This is a genomic window from Nonomuraea sp. CX421 (genome assembly GCF_059358955.1).
This window is the reverse complement of sequence record NZ_JCADBK010000023.1, coordinates 62,804-80,216: the sequence shown is the minus strand read 5'-3', so window position 1 is coordinate 80,216 and position 17,413 is coordinate 62,804. Positions and strand designations below refer to the sequence as shown.

19 protein-coding genes are annotated in these 17,413 nt (G+C 71.6%); 9 read left to right on the top strand and 10 right to left on the bottom strand.

What is annotated here, in order from left to right; translation table 11 throughout:
- Positions 1 to 60: 60 nt before the first annotated feature.
- From AC5L3X_RS30970 to AC5L3X_RS30960, 3 genes are all read left to right on the top strand, one after another.
- Positions 61 to 1,557 carry a PhoX family protein gene (locus AC5L3X_RS30970; RefSeq protein ID WP_494861689.1) on the top strand — a complete coding sequence of 499 codons (1,497 nt, stop codon included), beginning with the start codon at positions 61 to 63 and terminating at the stop codon, positions 1,555 to 1,557.
- Positions 1,558 to 1,685: 128 nt separating this feature from the next.
- Positions 1,686 to 2,585, top strand: coding sequence for a D-alanyl-D-alanine carboxypeptidase family protein (locus AC5L3X_RS30965; RefSeq protein ID WP_494861687.1), 900 nt, complete (start codon positions 1,686 to 1,688; stop codon positions 2,583 to 2,585).
- Between the two features lie 118 nt (positions 2,586 to 2,703).
- Entirely contained in the window at positions 2,704 to 3,354 is a 651-nt protein-coding gene (locus AC5L3X_RS30960; protein WP_494861685.1) for a Rossmann-fold NAD(P)-binding domain-containing protein, read from the top strand.
- Here the strand turns inward: AC5L3X_RS30960 and AC5L3X_RS30955 are convergent.
- Positions 3,341 to 3,679 carry a hypothetical protein gene (locus tag AC5L3X_RS30955; protein WP_494861683.1) on the bottom strand — a complete coding sequence of 113 codons (339 nt, stop codon included), beginning with the start codon at positions 3,677 to 3,679 and terminating at the stop codon, positions 3,341 to 3,343. The genes AC5L3X_RS30960 and AC5L3X_RS30955 overlap by 14 nt on opposite strands.
- A gap of 244 nt (positions 3,680 to 3,923) precedes the next feature.
- Between AC5L3X_RS30955 and AC5L3X_RS30950 the strand changes: the two genes are divergently transcribed.
- Complete coding sequence (locus AC5L3X_RS30950; protein WP_189128037.1) at positions 3,924 to 5,015, top strand: LLM class flavin-dependent oxidoreductase; 1,092 nt, start codon at positions 3,924 to 3,926, stop codon at positions 5,013 to 5,015.
- Between the two features lie 29 nt (positions 5,016 to 5,044).
- Complete coding sequence (locus AC5L3X_RS30945) at positions 5,045 to 5,575, top strand: CE1759 family FMN reductase (protein WP_494861681.1); 531 nt, start codon at positions 5,045 to 5,047, stop codon at positions 5,573 to 5,575.
- Positions 5,576 to 5,714: 139 nt separating this feature from the next.
- Here the strand turns inward: AC5L3X_RS30945 and tgmB are convergent, their stop codons facing one another.
- Positions 5,715 to 6,668: an ATP-grasp ribosomal peptide maturase gene (gene tgmB, locus AC5L3X_RS30940; protein WP_494861679.1), complete on the bottom strand. Its 954-nt coding sequence runs from the start codon at positions 6,666 to 6,668 to the stop codon at positions 5,715 to 5,717.
- Positions 6,669 to 6,671: 3 nt separating this feature from the next.
- On the bottom strand, positions 6,672 to 6,932 hold the full coding sequence (gene tgmA, locus AC5L3X_RS30935; protein WP_189127986.1) for a putative ATP-grasp-modified RiPP: 261 nt from the start codon (positions 6,930 to 6,932) through the stop codon (positions 6,672 to 6,674).
- A gap of 164 nt (positions 6,933 to 7,096) precedes the next feature.
- Between tgmA and AC5L3X_RS30930 the strand changes: the two genes are divergently transcribed.
- Positions 7,097 to 7,864, top strand: a complete 768-nt coding sequence (locus tag AC5L3X_RS30930; protein WP_189127987.1) for a GntR family transcriptional regulator — start codon at positions 7,097 to 7,099, stop codon at positions 7,862 to 7,864.
- A gap of 17 nt (positions 7,865 to 7,881) precedes the next feature.
- Here AC5L3X_RS30930 and AC5L3X_RS30925 read toward each other — a convergent pair whose 3' ends face one another.
- Both AC5L3X_RS30925 and AC5L3X_RS30920 read right to left on the bottom strand, forming a co-directional pair.
- Positions 7,882 to 8,796, bottom strand: coding sequence for an NHL repeat-containing protein (locus AC5L3X_RS30925; protein WP_494861676.1), 915 nt, complete (start codon positions 8,794 to 8,796; stop codon positions 7,882 to 7,884).
- Between the two features lie 109 nt (positions 8,797 to 8,905).
- Positions 8,906 to 9,796, bottom strand: coding sequence for a LysR family transcriptional regulator (locus AC5L3X_RS30920; RefSeq protein ID WP_494861674.1), 891 nt, complete (start codon positions 9,794 to 9,796; stop codon positions 8,906 to 8,908).
- Between the two features lie 78 nt (positions 9,797 to 9,874).
- Here AC5L3X_RS30920 and AC5L3X_RS30915 point away from each other — a divergent pair, with 78 nt between their 5' ends.
- The 3 genes from AC5L3X_RS30915 to AC5L3X_RS30905 are packed head-to-tail and all read left to right on the top strand — an operon-like array spanning position 9,875 to position 13,213.
- Complete coding sequence (locus tag AC5L3X_RS30915) at positions 9,875 to 11,032, top strand: pyridoxal-phosphate dependent enzyme (RefSeq protein WP_494861672.1); 1,158 nt, start codon at positions 9,875 to 9,877, stop codon at positions 11,030 to 11,032.
- Positions 11,029 to 12,183 carry a M20/M25/M40 family metallo-hydrolase gene (locus AC5L3X_RS30910; protein ID WP_494861670.1) on the top strand — a complete coding sequence of 385 codons (1,155 nt, stop codon included), beginning with the start codon at positions 11,029 to 11,031 and terminating at the stop codon, positions 12,181 to 12,183. The genes AC5L3X_RS30915 and AC5L3X_RS30910 overlap by 4 nt, the downstream gene beginning before the upstream one ends.
- Before the next feature lie 19 nt (positions 12,184 to 12,202).
- Positions 12,203 to 13,213 carry an endonuclease/exonuclease/phosphatase family protein gene (locus tag AC5L3X_RS30905; protein WP_494861668.1) on the top strand — a complete coding sequence of 337 codons (1,011 nt, stop codon included), beginning with the start codon at positions 12,203 to 12,205 and terminating at the stop codon, positions 13,211 to 13,213.
- Between the two features lie 71 nt (positions 13,214 to 13,284).
- Here AC5L3X_RS30905 and AC5L3X_RS30900 read toward each other — a convergent pair whose 3' ends face one another.
- The 5 genes from AC5L3X_RS30900 to AC5L3X_RS30880 are packed head-to-tail and all read right to left on the bottom strand — an operon-like array spanning position 13,285 to position 17,408.
- Entirely contained in the window at positions 13,285 to 14,082 is a 798-nt protein-coding gene (locus AC5L3X_RS30900) for an IclR family transcriptional regulator (RefSeq protein ID WP_494861666.1), read from the bottom strand.
- A complete protein-coding gene (locus AC5L3X_RS30895) occupies positions 14,063 to 14,734 on the bottom strand; it encodes an ABC transporter ATP-binding protein (protein WP_189127993.1) in 672 nt (223 codons plus the stop codon). The genes AC5L3X_RS30900 and AC5L3X_RS30895 overlap by 20 nt, the downstream gene beginning before the upstream one ends.
- 10 nt (positions 14,735 to 14,744) lie before the next feature.
- Complete coding sequence (locus tag AC5L3X_RS30890; protein WP_494861760.1) at positions 14,745 to 15,539, bottom strand: ABC transporter ATP-binding protein; 795 nt, start codon at positions 15,537 to 15,539, stop codon at positions 14,745 to 14,747.
- The gene (locus AC5L3X_RS30885; RefSeq protein WP_494861663.1) at positions 15,539 to 16,543 is read right to left on the bottom strand and encodes a branched-chain amino acid ABC transporter permease; all 1,005 of its coding nucleotides are present in this window, start codon (positions 16,541 to 16,543) and stop codon (positions 15,539 to 15,541) included. Before AC5L3X_RS30885 ends, AC5L3X_RS30890 begins: the two co-directional genes overlap by 1 nt.
- Positions 16,536 to 17,408 carry a branched-chain amino acid ABC transporter permease gene (locus AC5L3X_RS30880; RefSeq protein ID WP_494861661.1) on the bottom strand — a complete coding sequence of 291 codons (873 nt, stop codon included), beginning with the start codon at positions 17,406 to 17,408 and terminating at the stop codon, positions 16,536 to 16,538. Before AC5L3X_RS30880 ends, AC5L3X_RS30885 begins: the two co-directional genes overlap by 8 nt.
- Positions 17,409 to 17,413: the final 5 nt, after the last annotated feature.

Below are 17,413 nucleotides of genomic sequence, written 5' to 3'. Positions count from 1 at the left end.
GTCTACGCTGGCGGGACGCTCCGTGTCCCTGGAGTCGTCCTCCGTCCCGAGGAGAATCAGTTGAGCGCGCTCGATCGCCGGACCTTTCTCGGCCGTGGCCTCGCCACCGCGGGTGGCGCGCTGGCCAGCGGCATCGCCATCGACACCCTGGGCGCGCACGCCGCCTGGGCCGAGACCGGCCGGACCCCGCCGGATCCGCGCCGGGTGGGTTACGGCCCGCTGCGCCGCACGCCGTCGCGCAACACCGGCGAGGAACTGCTGGCGCTCCCCGCCGGCTTCTCGTACGTGGTGCTGGGCAGGACCGGTACCCCGATGTCCGACGGGGTGGCCACGCCGATCGCGCACGACGGCATGGCCGCGTTCCCCGGCACCCGCCGCCACACGGTGCGGCTGATCCGCAACCACGAGGTGCGCACCCCTCCGGGCTCGCCGCTGGGCCGGGTGCACGTGCCCGGTTCGGCGAGGTACGACGAGCTGGGCGTGGGCGGCACCACCACGCTGGAGGTGGATCCGCGCAGCGGCGAGGTGGTAAGGCACTTCGTCAGCCTCAACGGCACGATCATCAACTGCGCGGGCGGCCGGATGCTGCACGAGCGCGGCTGGCTGACCTGCGAGGAGACGACGGCGGGGCCGGCACAGGGCTGGCAGCGCAAGCACGGCTACGTCTTCGAGGTGCCGCTGAACGGTCCGGTGCCCGGCCGCCCGGCCGCCTCGATGCCGCTCACCGCGATGGGCCGCTTCTCGCACGAGGCCGTCGCGGTCGACCCGCGCACCGGCTACGTGTACGAGACGGAGGACGACTCGGGCAAGCCCGACGGGTTCTACCGGTTCCGGCCCAGGGATCCGCGCAACCTGGCGGCCGGCGGGGTGCTGGAGATGCTCAAGATCGAGGGCGTCGACGGCTACGACTGCCGTGAGGGCCAGCGGATGGGCGCCCGGCTGCCGGTCGAGTGGGTGACGATCGACGATCCGGACCCCGACCTGGAGGGCGGCGCGGCGACCTGCACCCAGCAGGGCCTGGCCAAGGGCGGCGCCAAGTTCAACCGCCTGGAGGGCTGCTGGTACGGCGACGGCAGCGTGTTCTTCAACTCGACCAGCGGCGGCGACGCCAAGAACGGTGACGCTCCCGGCGCTGACGGCTACCGGGAGGGCTACGGCCAGGTCTGGCGGTACGTGCCCGGCCGTGACCGCGGGGGCACGCTGGTGCTGGTGTACGAGTCGCCGGGCCGCAAGGAGCTCGACTCGCCCGACAATCTCACGTTCACGCCGCGCGGCGGCATCGTGCTGTGCGAGGACGACGCCTCCTCGGTGGACGCCGACCCGCACCCGCTGGCGCCGGGCCTGGCCAACGTCAACCGGCTGATCGGCCTGGACCCGCGTGGTGGGCAGCCGTTCGAGCTGGCGGTGAACATCGCCGACGACAGTGAGTTCGCGGGCGCCTGTTTCAGCCCCGACGGCTCCACGCTGTTCGCCAACCAGCTGGGCAGCACCGCCGAGCTGGACCCGCCTGGGCGCACGTACGCCATTCGTGGTCCCTGGTCACGCGGGCCACTCTGATGAGGACCGAGCGGTAAAGATTTACCTGACCCGGATTCACCGCCGCTGAAGGCGTTTCGGACTCTTACTCCAGACAAAGGGGACGATTACCCTAAAAAAACACAAAGCTTCGCGGCATTCTGTGTCGTATGCGTAACCGGAAAGCCCGCCTGACCCTCTGCGCCGGCGCCATCGCCGTGGCCGCCGGGTTCGCGACGCCTGCCCACGCGCAGCCCGCCGGCCCGGCGACCGCGGTCGCCGCCGCACAGGCGCCCGCGCAGGCGCCCGCCGCGAGCGCGCCCGCCGTGTACGGCCGCGCCGCCTACCTGCTCGACGCCGCCACAGGCAGGGAACTGCTCGGCACGAACGCCGACGTCCGCATGCCGATCGCCAGCCTCACCAAGACGATGACCGCTCACGTCGTGCTCCAGTCCGCCAAGCCGACGGACCTGGTGGAGATCGAGCCCGAGGATGTCAGCTACGCCGTGAACGGCGGCGGCACCAGCGCCTACCTGCGCGCCGGCGACCGGCTCCCCGTCGGTGAGCTGCTGTACGGCCTCATGCTGCCCTCCGGCGCCGACGCCGCGCACGCGCTGGCCCGCGCCTACGGTCCGGGCGTCCCCGGGTTCGTGGCCAAGATGAACGACACCGCCCGCCGCCTCGGCATGACCGACACCGAGTACGTCAACGCCGACGGCCTGCCCATGCCCGCCGGCGACGGCCACTCCACCGCGAAGGACCAGGCCCTGCTGGCCGTGAAGGCGCTGGAGAACCCGCTGCTGAGGCAGGTCACCGCCACCCGCGTCCACACGGTGGAGCAGACCGCCGACCACCGCTCCTACACCTGGACCAACACCAACAAGCTGCTCGGCGAGCCCGGAGCCCTCGGCCTGAAGACCGGCTTCACCCGCGCCGCCGGCTACAGCCTGGCCTTCGCCGGCGAGCGCGACGGCCGCCTGCTGATCGGCGTGCTGCTCGGCGAGTCGGTCTCCAGCCGCCGCTTCGACACGGCCAGGGCGCTGCTGGACTGGGGAGCGAGCCAGGCGTGAGGCCCTGCCGGGCCCGCCGCTCCACCTGCCGTGCGCCGCGGAGCACGCACCGGCCGAAGGGCCCGGTGCGCCGCTGACGCGGCCTGGCCGCCTAGCATGGCGCCAGGAACGGAGCGGCATGAAGGTGATCATTTTCGGTGCGACCGGCATGGTCGGCCAGGGCGTGCTGCGCGAGTGCCTGGCCGACGACCGGGTCGAGGCGGTGCTGACGGTCGGCCGCGCGCCCACCGGGCAGGCGCACCCCAAGCTGCGCGAGATCACCCACGCCGACCTGCTCGACCTCGGCCCGATCGAGGGCGACCTGGCCGGCCACGACGCCTGCTTCTTCTGTCTCGGCGTCTCCTCCACCGGCATGAACGAGCGCGACTACCGGCGGATCACCTACGACTTCACCCTGTCCGCCGGCACCACGCTGGCCCGGCTCAGCCCCGGCTCCACCTTCGTGTACGTGTCCGGGGCGGGCACCGACGCGGACGGTCGCACGATGTGGGCCCGGGTCAAGGGCGCCACCGAGAACGCCCTGCTGACGCTGCCGCTGGAGGCGTACATGTTCCGCCCGGGCTACATCCAGCCGCTGCACGGCATCACGTCGAGGACGCGGTGGTACCGCCTGGCCTACGTGGTGACGGTGCCCTTCTACCCGGTGCTGCGGCGGCTCCTGCCTTCGGCCGTCACCACCACGGAGCAGATCGGCAGAGCCATGATCACCGTCGCCGAGCACGGCGCCCCCAAGCGCATCCTCGGTCCGGCCGACATCAACGCCCTGTGACCCGCACCACCACCCTCGACGCGACCGCCACCACCGAACAGACCGTCTGCCCGTACGCCGCGAACAGGTCGTCACGGGCGTCGAAGTAGCCGAGATCGGCCAGCACCTGCCCGGACAGGTCGCACGAGGAGCAAGTGGCGCCGTCCCAGTCGATCGCGGTGCGGGCGACGGCGTCGAACAACGTCTCGCCGCCGTCATTGGCGAACGCGCCACCGTCGCGCAGGGAGCCGAGGTCGCCGTAGATCTCGGAGACCGGCACCCAGCGTCCTTTCGTACGGAACTCCGGCCAGGCCAGCACGACCCGCCCCGGGATCAGCGGCCGCAACCAGGGAAAGCGCGGATACCAGAAGCGCCCGCTTCGGCCGCCAGGGCGAGCACGCGAGGATGGCGCCAGTCCAGGATCCGCGTCGGGGACGAACTGCCGGCCGAGGACGGAAGCGGTCCGGTGGGTGCGGGACGGCGCCAGGGCGCGAGGAGGTGTGCGGGCACAGCATGATTGTGGAATAACCGGGCGCGCTACCGCGCTGAGCTGATTGTCAAAAGTTCAACAGTCAAGGGTGGTGACTATGATGCAGTTCGGGATCTTCAGCGTGGGCGACGTGACCATGGACCCCACCACCGGCAGGACACCGACCGAGCATGAGCGCATCAAGGCCATGGTGGCCATCGCGCTCAAGGCGGAGGAGGTCGGGCTCGACGTGTTCGCGACCGGCGAGCACCACAACCCGCCGTTCGTGCCCTCCTCCCCCACGACCATGCTGGGCTTCATCGCGGCCAGGACCGAGCGCATCACCCTCTCCACGGCCACGACGCTGATCACCACCAACGACCCGGTGAAGATCGCCGAAGACTTCGCCATGCTGCAGCACCTGGCCGACGGCCGGGTGGACCTCATGCTCGGGCGCGGCAACACCGGCCCCGTCTACCCCTGGTTCGGCCAGGACATCCGGCAGGGCATCCCGCTGGCCATCGAGAACTACGCGCTGCTGCACCAGCTGTGGCGCGAGGACGTCGTCGACTGGAAGGGCCGCTTCCGCACTCCGTTGCAGGGCTTCACCTCCACGCCGCGCCCGCTCGACGGGGTGCCGCCGTTCGTGTGGCACGGCTCCATCCGCAGCCCCGAGATCGCCGAGCAGGCCGCCTACTACGGTGACGGGTTCTTCGCCAACAACATCTTCTGGCCGAAGGAGCACTTCATCCGCCTGATCACCCTCTACCGCCGGCGCTACGCCCACTACGGCCACGGCACGCCCGAGCAGGCCATCGTCGGGCTCGGCGGCCAGGTGTTCATGCGCAAGAACTCCCAGGACGCGGTCCGCGAGTTCCGCCCCTACTTCGACAACGCCCCGGTCTACGGCCACGGCCCGTCGCTGGAGGAGTTCGCCGAGGAGACGCCGCTCACGGTCGGCAGCCCGCAGCAGGTCATCGACCGGACACTGACGTTCCGCGAGTCGTTCGGCGACTACCAGCGCCAGCTGTTCCTGATGGACCACGCCGGTCTGCCGCTGAAGACCGTGCTGGAGCAGCTCGACATCCTCGGTGAGGAGGTCGTGCCCGTGCTGCGCCGGGAGTTCGCCGCCGGCCGGCCCGCCGAGGTGCCCGGCGCCCCGACCCACGCCTCCCTGCTGACCGCCCGCCCCTCCGAGCCCGCCGCCGGCTGAGCCCGTACCGACCGGAAGGAGAGACCTTCATGAACCTCGTCGTCGTCACGGCGGGACTGACCCAGCCGTCCTCGACCCGCCTGCTCGCCGACCGGCTCGCGGAGGCGACCGCGCGGCGGATCGAGGAGGCGGGCGGCGCCGTCGAGGTACGCGTGATCGAGCTGCGCGACCTGGCCGGCGACATCGCCAACACCTTCGTCACCGGCTTCGCCGGCGCCCGGCTGCGCGACGCGATCGACGCGGCGACGTCGGCCGACGGCCTCATCGCGGTCACGCCGATCTTCACCGCCTCCTACAGCGGCCTGTTCAAGTCGTTCTTCGACGTCATCGGCAACGACGCGCTGGCGGGCAAGCCGGTGCTGATCGCCGCGACCGGAGGCACCGCCCGCCACTCGCTCGCGCTGGAGCACGCGATGCGCCCGCTCTTCGCCTACCTGCACGCCATCGTGACGCCCCCGCCGTCTACGCGGCCTCCGAAGACTGGGGCGGAGACGGCGACGCCACCGGCGTCCTGTCGGACCGCGTCGCCCGCGCCGCCGGCGAGCTGGCCGGCCTGCTGACACACCGGCACCCCGCGCAGAACGCGCCGGAGGCGTTCGAGGACGTCATACCGTTCGAGCAGCAACTCGCCGCCCTGCGCCCCTGATCGGCGCGACTCGCCGACCAGGACCGCCGCCCCGCCTCCCGGAAGCGAGCCGGTCAAATCCGCCCTTTCTCCAGGAGGTCGGCCAGGGCGTCGGCGACCGCGTCCTCCTGCTCGGCGATCCAGGCCCACTGGCCGTTGGGATTGCACTCCAGGAACACCCACGCGCCGGCGGCGGTGAGGGCGAAGTCGAACGCGCCGAACATCAACCCGAAGCCCGCCATGTAGCGATGGATGGCCGCTTCGACCTCGGCCGGGCAACCGATCCGGGTGTAGGCGAGGGCGTCGTAGTCGGCCCGCCAGTCGAGGAGCCCGCCGTCGATGCGCACCGCGAAGAGCCACCGGCCGACGACCGTGACCCGCACGTCGGCGACCTTGTCCACCTGAGCCTGGAACATGTGGGCCGTGCCCGCCACCGAGTCGTCCAGCGACGCGGAGACGACCGGGCCGACCCAGATCATCCCGGCGCGGCCGTCGGCGGCGGGCAGCACGGCATGCCGGAGCGGTTTGTAGACGACCGGCGCGTACCCGTCGGCGAAGGCCCGCGCCTCGTCCACCTCGTTGGTGACCAGGGTCTCGGGCACGGTGAAGCCGCACGCCGCCGCGGTGACGAGCTGGGCGGGCTTGTGCTCGGCGGCGTGATTGCGCCACGGATGGTTGACCCAGAGGCAGTCGGGCAGGGCGGCCAGCACGCCGCCGAACCCGATGCCGGCCTCGTTCGCGGCGAACCTGGCGATCGGCTCCGGCCGGCCGGCGCGCTCCCGGTAGGGGGTGGGACGGCGCCACCACACCGCCCGCACCCCGCGCAGCTCCACCTCCCGGCTCGCGGTGCGAATCCGGCCGGACATCCCGTGGCTGCCGAACCTGGCCGACATCCTGGCCTCGGCACCGAGGAAGTCGGCCGGATCGAGACGCGCCACGGGCACCCCGCGCTCGAACAACCGCCGGGCGACCGGATCGGCCGTGGCGTCGTCGACACTGGTGACGACCAGGACGGGAGCGTCGGTCATCGGTCAGTCGCTGGCGTAGTCGAGGGTGCTGTCGTCGTCCCTGGCGCGCTTGTCGCCGCCGGGCGCGGCCGTCTTGGTGGGTCTGCTGGTCACCTTGCCGCTCCCGTGCCTGCCCGCCTCGATCGGCCGGCCGGCCGGGTCGAAGTAGCGGCCGGTCTGGGACACCGGGTCCAGCTCGACATGCGGCACGTCCACGGGGGCGGACGGGTCGAACGCCGTCACCCGGGTGACTCCCCATGGGACGGGGTGCGTCGCGACGCTCATGGCATCAGGCTCCTTGGCTCGGGGGTTGACCAGAACCCCTGGGTTCGTTGCCGAACGAACAACAAACGTTTGGCGTTTCATAGAGTGATCGTACGAACACGCCAAGTCAATAGGCCGCGGCGTCCCGATGTTTCCGGCACGACGGCCGAGGAGAGACAGGGAGTGTGATAGACCGGCTCGGCAAGCCGAACTTCCGCCAGATCGCCCACCACCTGCGTCGAGACATCCTTGACGGGCGACATCCGCCGGGGACCCTGCTGCCGCCCGAGCCCGAGCTGGCCCAACGCTTCGGGGTGTCGCGGAGTCTGGTCAACCGGGCCCTCCAGCTCCTGGCCGCCGAAGGCAAGGTGACCGCCAGGCAGGGCCGGGGCACGATGGTCACCTGGCTCCCCCCGTTGTTACACTCGCCGGCCCGCTACCCCCGTGAGATCCGCGAGGGCCAGGAGGCCCGCGGCGCCTTCGACGCCGAGATCCGGGCCCTCGGCCTCGAACCCCAGCACGAGATCACCACCGAACGCGCCGAGCCTCCCGAGCACATCGCCGAGGTTCTCCGACTGCCGCGCGGCCGGCCCAACTGCCTGGTGCGCCGCCGCAGACTGCTCGCCTCCCGCATCCCGGTCCGGCTCAACGCCTCCTGGATCCCCCTGGAGATCGCCGGCGGCAGCACCCTGGAGGACCCGTCAGCCGTCCTGGTCGGCGGCATCAAGTCGGCCCTCGCCGACCTCGGATTCAAGCAGGTGGCGGCCACCGAACGTCTCATGGTCCGGCCCCCCAGCGACGCCGAGGCCATCGCCCTGGAGATCAGCCCGGAGCGCAGCGTGCTCGACATCTTCCACGTCGGCAGGACCGCCTCCGGCCGCGCCGTCGAGGTCACGACGACGGTGACCCCCGCCGACAACCAGATCGTCGAGCACGAGTTCCGCCTGTCCTGACGGCCCGCGCGAGCCCGTCAGCGTCCGGGCCGGATGGCGACCACGTCGTAGGGGGTGTCCGGGGTGGGCGGGGTGGTGAAACGGGCGTTGGGCAGGTAGAGGCGGCTGCCGAAGGCGGCGACCGTGGTGGGCACGTCGAAGCGCGGGTCGGTCAGCCGGTCGACGACCTTCCCAGAGGAGCCGTCCCGGCCGAGTTTGATCACCGCGACCGTGTTGAGCCGGTTCTGCACCGCGTACAGGGTCCGGCCCTCCAGCAGCAGCCCGTCGCCGTTGGTGAGCACCTCGCCGCCCAGGGCGATCTCCGTGGTGACCCCGGTGGCCGGGTCGACCTCGAACAGTTTGCCGGTGTTGGACTGCACGATGATGAGCGACCTGCGGTCGGGGCTCGCCACGATGCCGTTGGCGTTGGTGCCGGTGGCGTACTGGATGGCGCCGGTGAGCGGGATCCTGACCGCCTCGGCGGGCAGCGCCCCCTTGCGGCCGAGGGGCAGCTTGTACAGGACGGGGGCGGCGGAGTCGGTGAACCAGGCGGCGTCCCGGGTCAGGATCACGTCGTTGACGAACGTGGGCGCGGTCGCCAGCGCGTACGACCTGATCACCGCGCCGGTGCGGGTGTCGATCACGCGGGCGTTGCCGCCGGTGCCTCCGGCCACGAACAGCCGTCCCCGGCCGTCGGTCTTGAGCCCGAGCGAGGGGGTGCCCGGCCCCTGGCTGAAGACGGCTCCCTTACCGGTACGCAGGTCGGCCCGGTAGATGTCGCCGGTGCCGCGCGACCCGAAGTAGGCGACGGGACCGGGACCGATCGCTATCCCCTCCGGCTGGAACCCGCCCGGCAGCGCGAACGTGTCAGGGAGCGTGGCCGCCTGCGCGGGCATGCCGATGAGAGTGACGAGCAGCGCGCAGAGCGCGGTCTTGAGGATCGCTAATCTCATGCGGCCCACGATCCCCCCGGACGCCGCGGCGGCAAAGACCCAGAGCCCCCCTTCACAGGGACCTTGGAGGAAGCTCGGACGAGGGCCGGCCGCCGCGACGAACCGTCTCTCACGAGGAGGGCGTGGTCGCCTGGCGGAGGGCTCGGCGGCAGGCCTCGACGGCGGGGTGACGGCTGCGGCCACGGCGTACGGCGGTGAAGAGGCGGCGCGCGCTCCGGCCGCCCGGCAGCGGCCGCAGGGTGACGGTGGGCGGCCGGCCGTTCCACACGAGATCGGGCAGCAGGGCGGCGGCGTGCCCCTGCTCGACGAGTCGCACGTGCAACAGCAGATCGGTGGATTCGAACCGGACGTCGGGCTCGAACCCCGCGTCGCGGCAGAGCGTCATCGCCCATCGGCCCGCGGCCGTGTCCGGGGGTTCCATGGCGAACGGATGGCCCGCCAGCGCGGAAAGACCGGCGACGTCCGGCCCGGCGGGCACGGCGAGCCGGAGCGGGTCGTCGCACAGGTCCTCGGCCTCCAGCCCGTCGGGCAGCGGGTTGGGGTCGCCCGGATACTCCTCGCCGATGACCAGGTCGAAGTCGCGGGCCAGCAGCGCGGGCAGCGCCCTCTCGGGCTCGGCCTGGGTGAGGTGCACGCGCAGCCGGGGGTGGGCGTCGCGGAGCAGGGTCAGGGCGGCCGGCACCAGGGCGAGGGAGGCGGTCTGGAAGGCCGCGACGCGGAGGGTGCCGGTGAGGTCGGTGAGCGAGGTGACGATGTCGGATTCGGCCTGTTCGAGGCGTTCGAGCACCGCCTCGGTGTGGGCGACGAGGATCTCGGCCTGCTCGGTGAGCCGGACCCGCCGGCCCACCGGCTCCAGCAGCGGCACGCCGACCTCGGATTCGAGCAGCGAGAGCTGCTGGGAGACGGAGGACGGGCTGTAGGACAGGGCGGTCGCGACCGCCGCCAGGGTGCCTCGGTGCTTCAGCTCGCGCAGCAGCCGAAGCCGGTGCAGATCGAACATCGGTCGGCTTTCGTGACGATTATCGTTCGGAAACATTCGCTGGACCGATGATAGGCGGAGCCGGAAGCATGGCTCTTCGTGAGCCCTTCCACCGGTCACTGGTACGCGAGACCTTCCGCCCGCGCCTGGACCTGCGCGCCGGCCCCGGCCGAGGTGCGGGAGTTCCACGCCTCGCTCGACGGCTACGCCCCCACGCGGTTGACCGAGTCGCCGGCCCTCGCCTCGGAGCTGGGGGTGGGGCGGGTGTTCGTCAAGGACGAGTCGTACCGGCTGGGCCTGCCCGCCTTCAAGGCGCTCGGCGCGTCGTGGGCGGTTCACCGGATCCTGTCGCGGCGGGCGCCGGGGTCCGCACCCGTGCTGCTGGTCACCGCGACCGACGGCAACCATGGCCGGGCCGTGGCCCGGATGGCACGGCTGTCGGGGCAGCGGGCTCACGTGTTCGTCGCCGAGGGCGTGCATCCGGCCGCCGTGGACGCGATCTCCGGCGAGGGGGCGCAGGTCACGGTGGTCGCCGGTAACTACGACGAGGCCGTGAGCCGGGCCGCCTCGGCCGCGGCCGAGGTGGGGGCCGTGCTGGTCCAGGACACGTCCTGGCCCGGCTACGAGGAGGTGCCCGGCTGGATCGTGCAGGGCTACTCGACGCTGTTCGCCGAGGTCGACGCGCAGCTGAGCGCCGCGGGCGCCGAGCCTCCGGGGCTGGTCGCCGTACCGGTGGGGGTGGGGTCGCTCGCGCAGGCCGCCGTGACGCACCATCGCGCCCGCCCGGACACCTCCGACGGGACGGCACGGCGGGACCGCATGAACGGCGTGACGCGGCACGACCGCCGAGAGCGCCCGGCGGCGCTGCTGGGCGTGGAGCCCGACGTGGCGGCGTGCGTCCTGGCGAGTCTCATCGAGGGGCGGCCAGTCACCGTGGCGACCCGGCCCACCTCCATGGCCGGCCTGAACTGCGGCACGCCGTCCGGCCTGGCCTGGCCGTACCTGCTCGGTGGCCTGGACGCCGCGATCGCCGTGACCGACGCCGACAGCGCCCGCGCGGCCCGCGACCTCGCCGCGCTCGGCGTCTCCTCCGGGCCGTGCGGCGCCGCGTCCCTGGCGGGCGTGCGCGCCGCCCTGACCGGTGACGCGGCCGGTGAACGCCGGGCCGCGCTGGGGATCGGGCCGGCGTCGACCGTGGTCCTGCTGAGCACCGAGGGCGCCGACGCCAACCCCCATTCCCAGGAAGGGAACGTATGACCTTCGAGCGTCAGGACGACCCGGTGGGGCTGCTCGCCCGGCTGGTCGCCATCGACTCCGTCAACCCCGACCTGGTGCCCGGCGGGGCGGGTGAGGCGGCGATCGCCGATTTCTGCGGTGAGTGGCTGACCGCGCGCGGTTTCGAGGTGCACCGGCTGGAGAAGCGGCCGGGGCGCCCCTCGCTGGTCGCGGTCGCGCGCGGCGCCGGCGGCGGCCGTTCGCTGATGCTGAACGGCCATCTGGACACCGTCGGCCTGGCCGGTTACGACGGGGACCCGCTCCAGCCGGTGCTCCGCGGCGGCAGGCTGCACGGCCGGGGCGCGTACGACATGAAGAGCGGCCTGGCGGCCATGATGATCGCCGCCGCCCGCGCCACGGAGGGCGGCACGCTGCGCGGCGACGTGCTCGTGGCCTGCGTCGCCGACGAGGAGTACGCCAGCGCGGGCACGGAGGAGGTGCTGGAGACGTTCACCGCCGACGCGGCCATCGTCAGCGAGCCGAGCGATCTGGAGGTGACGCTGGCGCACAAGGGGTTCGCCTGGTTCGAGGTGCGGATCGAGGGCAGGGCCGCGCACGGGTCACGGCCCGAGCTGGGCGTCGACGCCATCGCCAAAGCCGGTCACTTCCTGGTCGCCCTGGAGGAGCACGGCGAACGCCTGGCCCGGGGTGAGGCGCATCCGCTGCTCGGCACCGGCACCGTGCACGCCTCGCTCATCCGTGGCGGCGAGGAGGCCTCGACCTATCCGGCGTCGTGCCGGATCACCCTGGAGCGACGCACCGTGCCCGGCGAGAGCGCCGGCGGCGTCCACGCGGAGCTGACCGCGATCCTGGACCGGCTCGCCGCCACGGTCCCGGACTTCTCGTACAGCCTGCACCGCGGCCTGCACCGGGAACCGTTCGAGGCCGACCGGGAGGCGCCGATCGTGCGGACCGTGCTCCAGCACGCCGAGCGGGCGCTCGGCCGGCCGCCCGTGATCCGCGCCGAACCGTTCTGGACCGACTGCGCCCTGCTGGACCAGGCAGGCATCCCGTGCCTGCTCATCGGGGTCGACGGCGGAGGAGCCCACGCCGCCACGGAGTGGGCCGACGTCGCCTCCCTGCACCGCCTGACCGGCCTCCTCACCGCCACCGTCGCCGACTTCTGCTCGTGAGGACCCGTACGGTCGGCGTATGAACATCGAAGATCGGAAGGCGCGCGTCGTGGAGAGGCGCCCCCGTCGCGTCGACCGGTGGCGTGGGGGTGGGCCGGGGCGGACGTCCTGGACCCGCGGGCGGGTCCTCGCGTCGGTCGCCGTGCTGGTGGCGGGGCTGCTGGCGTTTCCCGGCCTCGTGCCCAACACCGTGGGCAACCTCGGCAGCCTGCTGGAGACCTTCCTGCCCTGGGCCGGCCTGGCCGTCCCCGTGCTGATGGTCCTGGCACTGCTGCGCCGCTCGGCCACCGCGATGGTGTCCCTGGTGTTACCCGCGGCGGTCTGGGCCGCCGTCTTCGCTGATCGGTCGCTTCCGGCTGACCGGGGGGCGGCTCACGACCTGACCGTGCTTCAGCACAACGTCAGCGACGAGAACCCCGACCCCGGCGGAACCGCGCGAGCCCTGGCCGGCGCCGGAGCCGACCTCATCGGCCTGCAGGAGCTGACGCCCGGCGCCCGGCCCGTCTACGAGGCCGTCCTCACGCCCGGCCATCCGCACCACGCGGTCGTGGGGACCGTCGGACTGTGGTCCAGACATCCCCTGACGGACGCCCGGCCGGTGGACATCAGGCCCGCCGGGGTCGGCGGAGACTGGAGCCGAGGGCTGCGGGCCACCGTGCGGACACCGTCCGGCGACATCGCCGTGTACGTCGCTCACCTGCCCTCGGTCCGCATCCGGCTGCCGGACGGCTTCGGCACCGGCTGGAGGGACGAGAGCGCCGCCGCACTGGGCACGGCCATCGCCGCGGAACGACTGGACCAGGTCGTGCTGCTGGGCGACCTCAACAGCACCCTCGAAGACCGGGGCCTGGCTCCGGTCACCTCCCGGATGACCCCGGCGGAGGAGGGGTTCGGCTTCAGCTGGCCCGCCGCTTTCCCCATCGCCCGGATCGACCATGTCATGACGCGCGCCGCGACGCCCGTCACCACCTGGACCCTGCCCGCCACCGGAAGCGACCACCTGCCGGTGGCGGCCCGCGTCAAGCTCTGACGGTCACCGGCGGCCGGCACGCCGAGCGGACGCCGGGTCTGGGCGCCGAACGCGGCCATATCCGGAAAAGGTCAGGAATAGATGGTTTGGGAGAGGGAGGATCCCTGCTTCTGCAGGAACTCGCGCATGGCCATGCTCAGGCGCCGGCCACGTTGCTCCAGCTCGGACGCGGGCACGACGACGCCGGAAAGGCTCACGGCGTAGTAGTCACCGTTGAACACGAATGCCGCGCCGGTGCACCCGTAGCCCGGCTGCCACTCCTCCTGCTCGATGCTGAAGCCGCGCTCCGCGCATCGGGCGACATCCGCGGCGAGCCAGTCGATGTCGGTGATGGTGTCGCGAGTGAATCGGGTGAGGGGCGGCTTGACACCGGCTTCGGCGAGGCGGTCCGGCCAGAAGAGAGCGAGAATCGCCTTGCCCATCCCGCTGCAGTGCATGGGCATCCGGGTGCCCAGCAGCGAATAGCGAACGAATCCATCGGGTGAGTCGATTTTGTCGATGACCGTGATCATCCCGTCACGGAGCAACCCGATGTGCGCGGTCACCCTGAATTCCTCGGTGAGGCTGCGGACCAGCGGCCGGATCAGGGACACGATATCGATCCGCCCGAGCGCCAGAGTGCCGAGCTCCGCGAGCCGGAGGCCGAGCAGATAATGTCTGCCGTCCGGGGAACGCCGGACGAATCCATTGCGCTCCATCACGCGCATCGTCCGCAGGCATGTCGTCGAATTGATGTCACATACGTCGCACACCTCGCTCAGAGTCGCCTGCTCGACAGTGGCGAGGTATCCCAGGATTTCGAGGGCCCGTTCCAAGCTGCGTAGCTCGTATGCCATGTACTTCAGCCCCTCATCCACCGGTTGCCGCATCGACGATTATGTCAAAGTTGACCTCAGAGCCGCTGTAATCCCGGACAAGATGCCCGGCGCGCAGGACGACGACCCGGTCCGCGATCTCGCAGGCGAGCCGCAGTTCCTGCTCCACCAGCAGCACCGTCGTCTCGGCCGCGGCCGACATCCGCGCGATGGTCGCGTAGAGCTGAGCCACGATCGACGGGGCGAGGCCCAGCGACGGTTCGTCGATCACCAGCAGCCGAGCGGGGCGAAGCATGGTGCGGCCCAGCGCGACCATCTGCTGCTCGCCGCCGGACAGGTTGGTGACCGGCTGGTCCCGCCGCTCGGCCAGGACCGGGAAGGCGTCGAAGACGTCGTCGAGCCGGCGCAATGCCGCGGGTTCGACGCCGAGAGTGAGATTGTCGAGCACGCTCAGCGCGGTGATCAGGCCACGTCCCTCGTGCACGACGGCTATGCCTCCGTCACGCACCCGCCGGTGGCAGGGCGTCGCGTCGATGCGCCGGCCCTCCCAGTGGATCTCCCCACGGGACTTCACCAGGCCCAGCACCGAGCGGAGCAGCGTCGTCTTGCCGGCGCCGTTGGTGCCCGCGATCGCGAGCTTCTGGCCCGCCGGAACGGTGAGATCGATGTCGAACAGGACCTGCGTGGAGCCGTACCAGGCACTCACCGATTGAAGATCAAGCATCGCTACGTCCGAAGTAGGCGCGGAGAACGGCGGGATCGGCGAGCACCTCGGCGGGAGTACCGCGGGCGAGGACCTCTCCGTTGCTGAGGACGACGGACTCCCCGCACGCCCTCCTGACCATGTCGACGTCGTGCTCGACGAGCATCACGGTGGCTCCGGTGGTGCTTTGCGCCCGTTTGATCGCCTCGAGCAGCAACCGGCGGCTGGTGACGTCCAGTCCGGCCGCGGGTTCGTCGAGCAGAAGCAGGTCGGGTTCGGCGGCGAACGCCCGGCCCACGTCGACCAGTCGCCGCACCCCGAAGGGCAGGTCCTGGACGTCGCGGTGCAACAGGTCGGACAGTCCGAGGACCGCCGCCACCTCCTCGGCCACCGCCAGGTCGCGACGTGCCTGGCGGCGGCCGGTACGGCTGCCGCCGATCTGGCGCAGCAGCCCGACGACTCGGAAGCGCTCACGGCCGAGCAGCAGGTTGTCGAGCACGGACATGCCTTCGAGCAGGCGCACCTGCTGGAAGCTGCGCAGAATGCCCGCCCGTACCCGCGCCACGGTTCCCGTGCCGGTCAGCTCCTCGCCCCGGAAGCGCACCGAGCCCTGCTGGGGTGTGATCACCGCTGAGATGACGTTCATGATCGTCGTCTTGCCCGCCCCGTTGGGCCCGATCAGGCCGAACAGCGAGCCTTCGGGCACGTCGAACGACACACCGCCCAGTGCCCGCACGCCGTTCACCGTGACCCGGACGTCACGTACTTCCAGCACGGCCGGGGGCCGGCCGGCCTGGTCGGTGTCCATCACGACGAGCTCCGTTCAGGAACCGGGGTCAGAGGGGGTGGGGGTGCGGCACCGCGGCGCCGCACCCGATCGCGGATCCCGTCCAGCACGCCGGCGATGCCGCCGGGCATCACGACCAGCAGCAGCATCAGCACCGCCCCGTTGACGATCGGATAGGCATTGGGGATGCCCAGGCGGGCGAACAGCTCAGGCATGAGTACGACATAGGCGGCTCCCAGCCACGCGCCGTGCACCCGCCCTGTGCCGCCCAGGATGAGCGCGACGAGCAGATTGAGGGAGGAGAACACGGTGAAACCGGCGGGCGTGACGCTCCCGGAGACGTGCGCGAGCACGACGCCGGCCAGCCCGCCCAGCATCCCGCTCAGCATGAAGGCGGTCAGCTTGGTGCGAACCGTCGACACCCCGGCTGACTCCGCGAGCAGGTTCGAATTCTTCACCGCCGCCATCGAGCGGCCGATGGGATTGCGTTGCAGGCGGATCACGAGCCAGGTCGCCAGCAGCGCGATCACGGCCGCGAGCCCGTATCCGACCAGCGGGTCGGCGGTGGTGACCGTCCCGAACCCGCCGGGGTTCACCAGGAGCCCCTGAGTCCCGCCGGTGATCGAGGCGAAGGTCGTCACGACCCACTGGAAGAGCTCGACGAACGCGAACGTCAGGATCGCCAGGCGCAGCCCGGAGACGCGCAGCGCCGGCAGCCCCACCAGGATGGCGGCGAGGCCGGCGATCACCGCGGCGGCGATCAGTTCGACCCCGATCGACACCGTGGTGGTGCGCGACATCCAGGCCGCCGTGTAGGCGCCGATGCCGATGAAGACCGCCTGGGCGACCGACAGCACGCCCGCGCGCCCGAACACGATGTCCAATCCGATGATCGCGGTCACGTAGATCAGGATCATCGTCGCCTGGTACAGGCTGAAGGAGTCGAGCAGCAGCGGGAGCACCACCAGCGGCGCGAGCAGGAGGACCGGGCGCAGCCGGCGGGCAGGTGATCGTCGGTCAGGCACGGGCTTCCCTTCCTTCGGAGAGATAGCTCCGCGGCGCGAAGGCGAGCACCACGATGATCAGTGTGAACACGGCCGGGGTCACGGCCTGCGCGCCGAGCAGGTAGACGACGAACGACTCGTAGATGCCGAGTCCGAAGGCGAACGCCAGCGGGAGCCCGAACCGGTTGAGCCCGCCGAGGATCCCGGCGATGAACGCCTTCATCGCGAAAGGCGTCATATAGTACGCGTCGACGCTGGTCCGGCTGGCGACCAGGATCCCCGCGACGGAGGCGAGGATCGCGGCGAGCGCCCAGGTGGCCACCCGCACGCGGGCGGACGGAATGCCCAGCGACTCCGCGACGGCCCGGTTCTCGGCGACGGCGTTCAGCATCGCGCCGACCCGGGTGCGACGGCGCACGAGCGACAGGCCCAGCACCGACAGCAGCGCCACGACGATCGTCACCAGGTCGCTCAGGTTCAGGGCGAGCCCGCCGAGGTCGAAGACCGTCCGGCTGCCGAGAGTGAGGTAGGACTGGGTCCGTCCGCCGAGCACGCTCTCGGCGATGGCCGTGGCCAGCAGGAGCAGGCCGAGCGTCGCCACCAGGTCGGACCCGACCTGCCGGTCCGACGCCCGCTGCAGCACGAGCGCGTCGAACAGGACGGCGACGACCACCGCCGTGAGAACGGACAGCAGGATCGCGACCACCGGGTTCAGGCCCAGTTGCTGGTAGAGATACCAGCTGAAGAAGGCCGCGATCATGCCGAACTGGCCGTGCCCGAAGTTGACGGCCTTGCTCACCTGGTAGATCACCAGGATGCCCGCGAGGAGGAGGGCGTAGACCCCTCCGGTGGCGGCCCCGCCGATCAGCAGCGACAGTTCGGACATCAGCG